This window comes from Chamaesiphon sp. VAR_48_metabat_135_sub, assembly GCF_031418915.1.
Lineage (GTDB): Bacteria > Cyanobacteriota > Cyanobacteriia > Cyanobacteriales > Chamaesiphonaceae > Chamaesiphon.
In genome coordinates this window covers 15371-27567 of sequence record NZ_JANOJV010000212.1, presented here as the reverse complement: position 1 = coordinate 27567, position 12197 = coordinate 15371, and the positions used below count along the sequence as shown (strand labels likewise).

Genomic DNA, 12197 nt, shown 5'->3' with positions numbered 1-12197 from the left:
TTCTAGAAGATGCCACTAGTTACTTGGAATAGTGAACAAGCAGAGAGTAACTGCTTCTGTCCACTCGACGACTGCGCCGTATGTGTCTCCAGTATGTCCGCCCAATTTGCGGTAAAAGTAATAGCCGACAAGAGCTGAAATTCCGCAGCTAGCAACAGATCTCAGTCCGATGACTAACCAATTTTGGGGTTGTAAATAAATCTGACACCCAGTGACGGCAAAAATGAATGCTAGCCCTAGTAATATGTCTTGGGGTAACTTCAGACCTTGACGGTGAAACGCGCCCTTTCCTTCGGCTTTGAGGTAGGGATATAGGGCGATCGAAAGTACTTGTCCCCACCGACTCCAGCCTGCGACTAACAATAATACCCAGACTCGATCGTGAGTAATTGCAGCTAGAGCGCAAGTTTTGAGTAAGATGATAACTACTGCTACCATCGCTCCAAATGCTCCAGTAACGCTATCTGTCATCACGGTTAAACGCCTGTCGGGATCTTGCACCGCCAACCCATCGGCGGTATCCATTGCGCCATCGAGGTGCAATCCACCCGTCCACCATATCCATAGCACTACGATGAGACTCGATCGAATCGATATGGGCATTTGCAGCCAATCCAAGCCCAGATCTACTAAACTTAAACCCCCACCTAATAACAGTCCGATCGCAGGTGCCCAGCGAGCAATTCTGCTAAAATCCAATTGTGATTTAGTCGGAATCGGACAGCAGGTGTAGAAGGCGAGTGCTGCAAGTAATGAGTTTAAGTTGTTGAGTAATAGCACAAATAGGGGATAGAAGATAGGGAGTAGAGGATAGTTAAAGAGATTGAATTCACATCTGAATGAAGAATGCTTTAGGAATTTTTATATTAGTCGATCAACAGAAGAATGCAATCATTATTGCTTTGCCCTAGCCTCTATCCCCTATCCCCTATCCTCTAGATGAAGACAAAGAAACAATTTGGACAACACTGGTTGCGGAACGAACAAGTACTCGATCGAATCATCACCGCAGCGAAGATTACCCCGACCGATCGCATCCTGGAAATTGGCCCTGGAACTGGTATTCTCACCCGTCGTTTGGTGGCGGCGGCGAGTGCGGTGGTAGCAGTGGAGATCGATCGAGATTTATGTGCGCTGCTGGTCAAAAAGATGGGGAATATTGACAATTTTTTACTATTGGAAAATGACTTTCTCAATCTGGATGTAGATAGTAATTTAACCGATTTCCCTAAATTTCAACAGGCGAATAAAGTAGTTGCAAATATTCCTTATAATATCACTGGGCCGATTCTCGAAAAACTGTTAGGTAATATCGTTCATCCAGCCGAGCGACCTTTTGATTCGATCGTCTTATTAGTGCAGCGGGAAGTAGGTGACAGGCTATATGCTAAACCTAGCACGAAAGCTTTCGGAGCATTATCGATTCGCGTCCAATATTTAGCCCACTGTGAATTAATTTGTCCCGTTCCCGCGCGTGATTTTTCGCCACCACCGAAAGTTGATTCCGCAGTCATCAGGCTCACACCGAGAAAATTAGAATTAACACCTACCAGCCCAAAACTATTAGATAATTTAGTCAGGTTGGGCTTTAGTACTCGTCGTAAGATGCTGAGAAATAATCTGCAAAGTGCGATCGATCGAGAAGCATTATCAGAACTACTCATATCGTTAAATATTAGTACTGAAACCCGCGCTGAAGATCTGAGTATCGAACAGTGGATAAAGTTATCTAACTTGGTAGACGCGCAAAAAACCATTGTAGAAAATTAGTCGTAGTCTTAGGGTGGGCAGTGCCCACCATCTAAGGTTTAAGCAATCTCTATCTCATGAACATTTTGACTTAAATATTAATATTTTAGAATTGCATGAAAAATATATGACTAGCTCCATATCAATCCTGCTCGTAGATAAATCACGGGCTAATAGAGTAGCGGGTGGGTATCGCCGAAAAAATAAATTTACGATTAGTTTCTTCCTCAGCAATGAACAAGCCACAAATATATAAAAAATAGCATGAAATCTTATACTTTAATTGCTCCAGCCAAAATCAATCTCCATTTAGAAATCGTTGGTATCAGACCTGATAATTATCACGAACTAGTGATGATTATGCAAACAGTAGATTTAGCCGATCGAGTCGAAATTAGATCTCTAAGTACCGATAATATTATCATCCATTGCGGACATCCAAATGTCCCACTCGACGAGACTAATTTAGCTTATCGCGCGGCGGAATTGATGCAACGTGAATTTCCCAATGCTTTTCTCGAATATGGTGGTGTTGAAATCACCTTACATAAACATATCCCGATCTCAGCGGGATTAGCTGGCGGATCGGGAAATGCTGCCGCTGTATTGGTCGGAATCGACCTATTATGGGAATTAGGATTGACTCAAAGTGACTTGCAAGGATTGGGGGCAAAATTAGGCTCTGACGTGCCATTTTGTATTTCTGGTGGAACTGCTATCGCCACGGGTAGAGGAGAAGTAATATCGCCTCTACCTAGCTTAGAAGGGATATATGTCGTGCTAGGAAAATATCAAAGTCTAGAGGTATCTACACCTTGGGCATATACTACCTACCGCCAGGAATTTGGGCATGAATACGCACACGATTTAGATAGTTTAGTCGAGCGTTCTCATCGTGTGCATTCAGGTGATTTAGTCAAGGCAATTGTCGCTAAAAATACAGTCAAAATTGGCAAGCTGCTGTACAACGACTTAGAAAAAGTGGTGTTACCTGCTTATCCACTAGTCAGTCAGTTACGGACAGAATTTCAGCATCACTCTAATTTAGGGACGATGATGTCTGGTTCGGGACCGACGGTATTTAGTTTAGCAAATTCACGGGAGCAAGCTGATGCAATCTATCATCAAGTTCGCGCCACGATTACCGATCCAGATCTAGAATTATTTGTCACTCAATTTTGCGATCGAGGCGTAAGAGTAATTGATAATTAAGCTATTTTAGAAGTCAATCTAGACTCGTAGACTATTCATCATCCACCATTCACCATCCACCATGACTACCTCTCCTGAAAATACCTTACCTACTCCCTTACGTTGTTTGACTGGTTCGCTGATTGCGGGAATAATGTCGATCGCCATGTATACGATGACCAGTAAAATTGCGACAACGTTTGCGACTAAACCGATGATTCAGAAAACTAATATGGCGATAAATATTGCCACAGCAGTACGTACTTTAGTAGTTGGTTCGACAGCCTTGGGTGCAGCGGTATGTGCGATTATTTCGATCGGGTTAATTGGGCTAGCAATTCAAGTAGCATTTAGCAAACAGCGATCGAATGCTGATTTATAGGCTCACACCTTACATCAAAACATAATCATTAGTGGATCTTTTCTTTTTTAAGATTAGTTAACAATTCCTGCAATCGATCGAGTCGTTGTGCTTCGGCCCCATATCGCCAAGCTGTATAAGCTTGCGAGATTTCTGTCACTAAAATACTAGTTGAAGACGATCGAGTCGCCTGGACTAATTGGGCATATTCTAAGGGAGTTTGGGCTGGATGTTTGGAGCTGCCTCGATCGACTAAATTGGCTAACATTTGTTGATAAACTCTCTCTACTGGTGAGAGCTGTTTCAACCATTGTCGCTGTCGCCATTTCTGCCATTGTTGCCATCCCCACCAACCGCAAAAAGCTACAGCAATGGCAATTGCACTACCTGTAAATATGCCTAACCAACCTTGGCTAAAGAGACCGAAAAACAACGCAATTCCAACTACCAACCAGCCCAGGGTTAACGACCAAATCTGGGCTAACCAAGCTGTCACAGGAGAAGGCAACCATCCCGCCACCCAGTTCCAAAGTTGCTGGAGCGTACTAAAAGTTTGGTCTTCATCCACTCCTGGGGGAGTCAAGGGGTGCCCTGGAATCGGATCGAAGGCAAACCAACCATAATCTGGAAAATAGACTTCGGTAAGGGCATGTGCATCGGTATTGGACACCTCATAGAATCCAGTAAAGGGATTAAACTTACCGGAATCAAAACCGACTACTAACCGAGCGGGAATGCCGATCGATCTTAACATCATCGTGTAAGTGGTGGCAAAATGATCGGCATAACCGCCAGCTTCACAACTAGTCGATTTGCCCTCACAGCGAAATAGAAACCAGCTTGCTAAATCTTCGCCATCGGGGACGCGGGCTAGTCCTAACGGATCTTGTGGGATGCGATAATGTTGCTTGAGATATTGGGCGAGGTACAGAGCCTTGGCATAGTTAGATTTCAACGGTTGGCTATCTTTGCCAACTTGTTGTTGGGGCGTATTATCGACTAAATCTTGAGTGTATTTTTGCAATTTAGCCGCAATTCGATCGGGAATTTGCAGATAATATGGGGGAATTGTTTCGGGATAATTGGTACTGGCTGAATCCAGTAATTGTCGATCTCGAAATGGCACTTGAGATACCACAGTGTAAGTCAAACCTTGTTGTAAACCTACAGGCGATCGAATCACACCTTCTCGATCTAGCGCGATTTCTGGAGTAGGAAAATACAACTCGGCGACATTTGACATCCCAGGAATAATATTTGGCAACTCTTCTAAGGCAGTATAACTTTGAATTACCTGCTTAGTTGGCATTTTGGTAGTTGCATAGCCGATCGTAAACTTATAATCCCACTCAGGACGACGCACTTTGCGAGTCTGAGCATTGCGAGAAATTTCCCAACCTTGTCCAGTATATCGATCGAATGCCAATGCCCGCCAAAATCCTGGAGCCTGGGAACGCACCCGCATCACCAGTTTAGGTTTCATTATCCCCCGCAGATTTTGATCGATCTGCGAGTTAAATCCATAATAGAAATTATCGTCTAATTTACCATCGCCCTTGCCATCTCCTTTGCCATCAATTTGCACACCTTTCCCATTCCCCGCCTTCCCCTGACGCTGATAGCCAGGATTGATAATTCCTTTGGCATCAAATTTCTTTTGCTCATACTGAATTGGCGCGCTGACGGGGAGCGCACCCTGATAGCCTGGAAAGCGCGGCATCAGTGCAAAAATAACCAAACCGATTGCCAGTACTATGCCCAACAATTGCCCCAATCGTTGCCAGGGTAGCCCAATCTTGCTAATCTGGGTAGAACTGGTAATAAGTATTGGTGAAAGATTGAGACGCGATCGATAATCGAGAAATAAGACAGGGATCGCGATCGTCAAAAACAACAACAATAGCGGTGCAAAAGCGAGAGTTTGACTCAAAGTACCAGCGACACTAATCAAGATTAACCCGATCGTCATTGAATAGCCCAAATCCTTTCTTCGAGGCAGATCGAAGGTATGAATCGTCTGCATCTGCACCAATAATTCCGCCAAAACCAGCCGAGTATCATTCAGACTCCCGACTAGGTGGGATACAAAATAACCCAATGCCCCTACCATTGCCAATGCCAAGCCAAATTTAGCCCCAATATTGCGACCGTGACGATGATACCAACTCCAGGTGGCACCGACAATACTCAACGGAATTGCCCACAAACTCATCTGAGTTTCTGCGGCTACATCTGTGGCAATAATGCCGACTACCACCATTAATTGCACCAATACCCGCAACATAATTGACTCCTCTGGCGGAGTTCTCGGCATCATTGCCATCTGCTGTTGAATATTCGCAAAGCTAGAATGCAGGCGGCTGAACGTGCCAGTAGTCGAAGATGTGGACATATGTTGAATCGGGGAGGGGGTGCGGGGGTGTGGGGGTGTTGGGCTGTTGGGGTGTCCATATCCACTATTTTCACCATTCACTATTTACTAAACACGAGCAACTGCTTTCTGACGCGAGATGTGAGTATCTCTATGTCTACCCACTAGCCACTAATCACGAGGCAGGGTGGATTAATCGTCGAGAAAGAAAATCTAGAACCCTAGTATTTAGTCTTCAACCGCCCTGAAATGAATTTCGGGCTAACGGCAAAAGTCCACTTCAGTGGACTCAAGAAAATCTTCTGATGACAATTAATCTACCCCACTAGCCACTAATCACGAGAGGGTTCTGGTGATAAAGTTGGGATATTAATAAGTTTAGGGTTCCCAGATTCGGTCTCGATTGTTTCATATTCATCATTTTCCGTTTCCCACGGAAAGAGTGGTGGATGTTGCTGAATTTCTGCTTGGAGTTGTTTTTGAATTAATAATGGTAATCGATCTTCCACGTTCGGCACTTACTCTCAAATTTATTTAGATATTAGTCATTAGCGTTGGCGTAAGACTGCCGTAGGCACAGCCTTTCGGAACGAGAATTGTAAATGCGCTGGATTTGACAGAAATTTAATGATATTATTTTCGACCGATCCGTGTTCGATCTGTGTAGATGCGATGGCTCAATCAAGCCAAGCATCTCCGCGTTCAGTCGGAGAGTGCCAATAGATCGATTGTTTTGACGATCTAGCAACCTAGGTAATGCACTGTAACTAGTTAAATCTTCATCTTATCTTGGTATATACACCATCGCTATCTATAAATCAGGACACTCCTAGGTCATAACTAGGGCTAAATTCATCCTGTTTTAACTGGCATAATGGTGTTATGACCTTCCTGTTTTAACTTTCAACAGATTTAACATGATTCTTGTCGATCTATCTAGCCCAAAGCTGCCTCTAGGGGCTTTGCGTCGCATCCACCACATTGCCCTCAATGTGGCAAATATGCAAGCCTCCCGTCACTTCTACGGTACAATTTTGGGTTTGCATGAATTAGCTGGAACAGAAATACCGTCTAGTCTAGTTGAATTAGTTCGACAAGGTCGAGTTGCAAATTTTCGCACTCCGGATGGTACCATTGTCGATCTATTTGCCGAGCCAGATTTGTCCCCGCCATCAATAGATCCCACTCAACAATTTACTCGTGTCAATCACCTCGCATTTGACATCGCCGCAAATTTATTCGACCTAGCAGTCGAGGTTTTACACCACCACCAGGTCAAAATCGAGGGAGAACCCGTCACCAGAACGACGGGCCGAGGGATCTATGTTTACGATCCAGATGGCTTTATGGTTGAAATTCGCTGCGATCCAGCGGATCGTGAATCGTAATTTTAGGATCGTTTAGTCGTCGTTGCTGCTGTCGTTGCTGTTATTGCCACAATTACCACGAACTTCGGAACGAACAGTACGTCCATTGACAGTAGATATTGATTGACTCACCGAACTACCCCCACCACTGCAATGAACCGACTGGCGGTTCTCGTTGACAGAGTGTGAACCATTGCTGGAATTGCGAATGGTAGAACTGCGAACTGTAGAATTCTGAATGGTAGAATTGTTCGCTGGTAAAGTCTTATTAATAATTGTTTGCACATTTGACTCTACTTGTGTCGAGGGTGCGGGAATAACACGTCGTCCACGAATAGTAGTGTTCTGAATCGTAGTACTCCGGATGGTCGAATTGTTAGTCGGGGAAGTCTTATTAATAGTTGTTTGGACATTTGACTCGATCTTCCGACGCATTGCTGCAGCAGGAAGAACGCGTGGGCGTTTGATCGCAGGAGTGCGTAACCGCCGACGACCGCTAATCAGGACTCGATTCTGTGCAGCGTTGGGAGTATCGATCTGGATCTTCGGGGTCCGCAGCGTCGTACCATTTTCGGTGGTGTGAATTTGAACGTTCCCAACGGACAAATGTGTACCTTCATCGAACGCACTAGCATTTACTAAAGTAGGTGATAGCAAGAAAGTTGCCATCACCAATAAACCAAACTGACGATTAAACATAAAAATTACCTCAGGGGTAAAGAGATTAGTAGATGCGAAGTTAAATTTTTCTAGGTATTAAACTTAGGAGTCGAGGAGCGAGCTGGCTCATCCGATCGACAATCGGACTTAACGAACCAATTGCGGCTGCTGATTTGCCGCATCGGACTTAACAGATTGCCGCACCTTGTTTCTGTCCCCATTCACATCAGCATTTTGACCGCTGCGAATCGAACTACCATTATGGCGATTACCGCGAATACTGCTCTTGCTGTGCTGATTGACTTTGTTGCGACTGCCATTGACGGTCGCGTTTTGCCCGACATCATTAGTAACAGGAGCAGGTTCTACTGCTGGAGCAGGTTCTACTGCTGGAGCAGCTTCGCCGGCACGAGCTGGTAAGGATAAACCGATTGTGGCAAAAGCTAGGACAATCGCGATCGAGTGTGAAGATTTCATATTTTTTCGGTGTGTAATAACCGCAAAAAGGAACGTTTTGGGCTAGTCATTAATAATTAATTTAGCGTTAGGATATAACTACAATGCCTATGGTATTAATTCCGCAAAACTCCAGTTTGTTTTTTTGCCGATTGCTACGACCTTTAAAAATCTAGCCTAAATATTATCTTAAATTATGTTCGGTAATTTCCAAAAAAGTGAATTGCGGATTGAAGTTCCGGCGACTGCACCCACAATTCGAGATCGATTATTATCGCCACCAGCACTAACCAAGTGGCTCTTTCCCCAGCAGATGAGTTTTCCCAGTCAAGATCTCCTCACTGTCGATACGAAATTTCAAACTAGTCTGGGTCTTGTATCGATCGAATCTCAAGTCGATCGAGTCAATTCCCAGTGTTTGAGACTCCTACTCAGTCAGGGGATTGATGGTTATCACGAATGGTACTGGGGTGAAGGTTGGGTACAGTCTCGACTGGAAGGAATTTCAGTTCTTCCACTCAATCTTTATCAAACGGCGATGCTATTAAGGTTGCGTCGATCGCTAAATTAGGCTTTGGGGTTTAGGGTTTAGGGTTTAGGCTTTAGGCTTTAGCAATAGAGTTGATTTCATACCTAATACCTAATACCTAATACCTAACACCTAAACCTAACACCTAACACCTAGCCATGAATCGATCCGATCGATAATGGGGCCGAACGTGCCAACATTAACCAGCGTCCATCTTCGGTTACATAACCAATTTCAGCTAAATAACGATTGTCGCTGTTAGTGATGGGTAGCTCCAAGTCCCAATCTGAATCACTGCACTCAAACGACTGGAATGTAGTTGGTAACTCGATATTAGAGTCAACATTGGTGACGTTATACAGCCGCACCACCAATTTTGTACCACCTTGTTCGCGTAGCTGCCGTTTTAACCGGACAGGTATTTCCCAGTGAGCATAGGCTTGAGTGGGACTGGGCGAGACAAGTGTAATTTGACCTTCGCTGTAGAGATTACCAGAGATATCGCCGCCAACGTTAGCTGGAGCTTCTTTCCCCTTATTGAAGAAAGATTGGACTGCTTGTCCCGCTCCGACTGTTGCTGCTGCACCACCAGCTAAAGCTGCACCGCCGATATTCTTACCATCTTCGAGTAGATCGGTAGCTTTATCTTGGAGACTGGCAAGGAAGCCACTAGTATCAGGCTTTGGGTCATCTTTTTCGATGTCCCCAGTTTCTTCACCGAGCAGATCGGATAAACCAGCAAAGGGATCTTCATCTAAACCATCAAAGGTAATTTCCTCCAAATCGCGGTCGAAGGTATCCAGTTCTAGATTTGGTAGTTCTAAACCTGACTCCTGTGTTTTTTTGTCACCACTAAATAGGGCTGCACCGCCAGCAAGTGCGGCGGCACCAGCGGCTGTGGCTGCAGCACCACCACCTTTAAAGAAGTCACCACCTTTATCGCTGAGATCTCCAAATGGATCGTCGAGTTCGAGATTCATCCCGTCGGGAATTAGATCGATAGCCTTGTCTTGAAGATCGGCAGCTCGATCTTTAATCGCATCCACAGGATTGCCAAAATCAAAGGGATCGTTGCCAATTCCGTCGGGAATTAGATCGCTAGCCTTGTCTTGAAGATCGGCAGCTCGATCTTTAATCGCATCCACAGGGTTGCCAAAATCAAAGGGATCGCGGTCGATCTCATCAACTCCATCTAGCCAAAGTTCTTCCGCTGGCGCAGCATCTTCTTCATTGGTGGGTCCACCGAAGAAGTCAGATACCGATTTACCTGCACCGCCAGCTAAGGCAGCACCACCTGCTAATGCAGCACCACCTGCGGCAATAGTTGCACCACCACCATCTTTGAGGAAGTCCCCAACTTTATCGACAATTCCCCCATCTGGTCGATCGAGATTGACATCTGGAAGATTGACATCTGGAATTAAATCTGCAGCTTTGTCTTTGATGCCCTCAAACGGATTATTGAAGTCCAGATCGGGTACTTCCAGGCTGAGATCTGATGATTCGGGATGGTCTTTACCGCCAAAGAAATTGCCTGCGCTACCCGCGAGCGCGGCACCACCAGCCAGAGCTGCACCGCCGACAGCGGTTGCGGCTGCGCCACCATCTTGAATAAAGTCACTAGCTTTGTCCTTAACGGTCTCCAGCGGGCTGCTAATGTCTAAATCGGGGATTAGATTAGAAGACTTGTCTTTCAACCCTTCTAGGGGATTGGAGAGGTCAATGTCGGGAGCTTTGATTTCGGGAGGATGTAATTGACCGAATGAGTCTTCGTCCCGTTCTCGTTGTGTCGAATCGAAGATACCTTTACCCAGAGCGGCGGCGGCTGCGGCACCGCCTGCTATAGCGGCACCACCAGCGAGGTTAATGTCATCGGCTTTGTTTTTAACGGTATCAACAACCCCATTAAAATTAACATTGGGGGTGTTAATGGTTGGGGGAGGGGGCAAAGTACCCGAGAGATCGCCCGATCGCAGATCGCCCGATCGCAGATCGCCCGTAGGACGGTAGCCACCCAGACCGGAAGACAAGTCGCCGGAGAGGTCGCCTGATAAACCATCACCTTTAGCAGTTCGAGCTGGTGGTGGTGGATATAGTGGTTTAATACTGGGTACTGTTTCCGATGCCGTACTAAGCGGAGCAGCGGTTTCGGTGTTTTTATTTTTCCCCAGTAACCATAGTAGCCCTCCACCTAAAACACCGAGACCAGCTAGAGGTAAGAGCCACCCAGGTAGTCCACCTTTGGCTGTAGCCGTTGTCGTGTCATTGGGAGTCGTACCGGTCGGATTGCCCTCGCCAGTGGTTGCGGGAGTCCCTGTTGTATTGCCATCACTACCACTAACATTGGTAGTCGGGCTGGTGCTTTCGACTGGAGTGGGAGTGGTACCCGCAGCCACGGGTGCTGAACCAGCCGCAACAGATTCTTTAATGGCAAGTTGACCAGCAGGATCGCTGGCATAACCAAGAAATGCCTTTGCACCTTCGCGTACTTGTCCGCCTTTATTTTTGTAAGCGTAGACTAGCGGCTGCGAAAAAGGATATTTTGGATTATCCGGTTGGGTACCGTGGAGCGTGACAGCTCTAATGCCAGGAATACTTTTGATTTGGTCGGCAGGTGCATAACCAATTCCATCGTCACCTAACTTATCGACAACTGATTGGGTCGAATCTTCGGTGAGTTTCTGAGCATTACTGCCAGTTTTGAGTTGTCCTTTCTGAAAAACTGGATAGTTGGCAAACGCCCGTCGGGTATCGCTAGTATCTGGTCGATCGATGACCTTGATTTTCCCTTTAGCTCCTTTGGCACTGGGTAGTTGAGACCAGTCAGTAACTTCACCCCGATAAATTCTCGCAAAATCTTTGAGGGTGAGATTGCCAGTATATGGGTTGTTGCTTTTGACGATGATGGCGATTTTCGATCTACCGATCGTTTTGGAGGCAATGCCTTGAGCTTTTTCCTCTTTTGTCAGCAATCGACCGATGCCAGCGAGATCGTCTTTGTCTTGAGCGACTGCTTTGACGGCACTGTCGCTACCTTGGTATTTTGTCGGTACGGTGACATCCGCACCTGGGAACTGCTTTTGGAATCTTTCTTTGAGACCTTGATTGACAGATTGCAGACTACTAGAACCATCAATCTGCACCTTGGTTCCCGCCGCCACAGATGTGGGTAGGGGGAAGCTATCAGCAGCAGATTGGGCACTAACATTACTATTAGTAGCACCAGCAGCTAATAGTAGTGCTAGAGTTACGATTAAACTATTTTGCTGTTTCATTTGTAACAACTAGTTTTTTGTGGATATTGTAATCAACAATAGCTTAGATGTTCGCTGTCTGAATAGATACTCACTAAAATGCTCTGTAAAGCAAATGTATAATCAGCAACTGAAAATAAGCTAGCGATCGGATCGCTTGAACATGCTCTAAACTTTTTGGGGAATCGATCTGAATCTCGATCTGTCTTAGCTTTGTAGACACTTATTTTAAAAACCGCTGGCAGCAGCTTGTTCAGAT

The 12197-nt window shown here is 45.5% G+C and carries 11 protein-coding genes; 5 read left to right on the top strand and 6 right to left on the bottom strand.

Features of this window, described 5'->3' with window-relative positions; translation table 11 throughout:
* Positions 1-15: 15 nt before the first annotated feature.
* Positions 16-780, bottom strand: coding sequence for an adenosylcobinamide-GDP ribazoletransferase (gene cobS / locus RMO55_RS15405; protein ID WP_310427855.1), 765 nt, complete (start codon positions 778-780; stop codon positions 16-18).
* 159 nt (positions 781-939) lie between these two features.
* Between cobS and rsmA the strand changes: the two genes are divergently transcribed.
* The 3 genes from rsmA to RMO55_RS15390 all read left to right on the top strand — a co-directional run bounded on the left by rsmA (position 940) and on the right by RMO55_RS15390 (position 3322).
* Positions 940-1770, top strand: coding sequence for a 16S rRNA (adenine(1518)-N(6)/adenine(1519)-N(6))-dimethyltransferase RsmA (gene rsmA / locus RMO55_RS15400; RefSeq protein WP_310427854.1), 831 nt, complete (start codon positions 940-942; stop codon positions 1768-1770).
* 243 nt (positions 1771-2013) lie between these two features.
* Positions 2014-2961, top strand: a complete 948-nt coding sequence (ispE, locus tag RMO55_RS15395; RefSeq protein WP_310427852.1) for a 4-(cytidine 5'-diphospho)-2-C-methyl-D-erythritol kinase — start codon at positions 2014-2016, stop codon at positions 2959-2961.
* Positions 2962-3022: 61 nt separating this feature from the next.
* Positions 3023-3322, top strand: a complete 300-nt coding sequence (locus RMO55_RS15390) for a DUF3082 domain-containing protein (protein ID WP_310427851.1) — start codon at positions 3023-3025, stop codon at positions 3320-3322.
* 28 nt (positions 3323-3350) lie between these two features.
* Here RMO55_RS15390 and RMO55_RS15385 read toward each other — a convergent pair whose 3' ends face one another.
* Positions 3351-5693 (bottom strand): DUF3488 and DUF4129 domain-containing transglutaminase family protein, encoded by a 2343-nt coding sequence (locus RMO55_RS15385; protein ID WP_310427849.1) that lies wholly within the window; start codon positions 5691-5693, stop codon positions 3351-3353.
* Between the two features lie 311 nt (positions 5694-6004).
* Complete coding sequence (locus RMO55_RS15380; protein ID WP_310427848.1) at positions 6005-6190, bottom strand: hypothetical protein; 186 nt, start codon at positions 6188-6190, stop codon at positions 6005-6007.
* Between the two features lie 399 nt (positions 6191-6589).
* On the opposite strand from RMO55_RS15380, the gene RMO55_RS15375 reads away from it, so the two are divergent.
* Positions 6590-7060 carry a VOC family protein gene (locus tag RMO55_RS15375; RefSeq protein WP_310427847.1) on the top strand — a complete coding sequence of 157 codons (471 nt, stop codon included), beginning with the start codon at positions 6590-6592 and terminating at the stop codon, positions 7058-7060.
* A gap of 12 nt (positions 7061-7072) precedes the next feature.
* Here the strand turns inward: RMO55_RS15375 and RMO55_RS15370 are convergent, their stop codons facing one another.
* Entirely contained in the window at positions 7073-7738 is a 666-nt protein-coding gene (locus RMO55_RS15370) for a hypothetical protein (RefSeq protein ID WP_310427846.1), read from the bottom strand.
* A 108-nt stretch (positions 7739-7846) separates the two neighbouring features.
* Positions 7847-8176 carry a hypothetical protein gene (locus tag RMO55_RS15365; protein ID WP_310427844.1) on the bottom strand — a complete coding sequence of 110 codons (330 nt, stop codon included), beginning with the start codon at positions 8174-8176 and terminating at the stop codon, positions 7847-7849.
* Positions 8177-8351: 175 nt separating this feature from the next.
* On the opposite strand from RMO55_RS15365, the gene RMO55_RS15360 reads away from it, so the two are divergent.
* A complete protein-coding gene (locus RMO55_RS15360) occupies positions 8352-8726 on the top strand; it encodes a hypothetical protein (protein ID WP_310427843.1) in 375 nt (124 codons plus the stop codon).
* 110 nt (positions 8727-8836) lie between these two features.
* On the opposite strand, the gene RMO55_RS15355 is transcribed toward RMO55_RS15360, so the two are convergent.
* Positions 8837-11959: a substrate-binding domain-containing protein gene (locus RMO55_RS15355; RefSeq protein ID WP_310427841.1), complete on the bottom strand. Its 3123-nt coding sequence runs from the start codon at positions 11957-11959 to the stop codon at positions 8837-8839.
* Positions 11960-12197 lie beyond the last annotated feature (238 nt).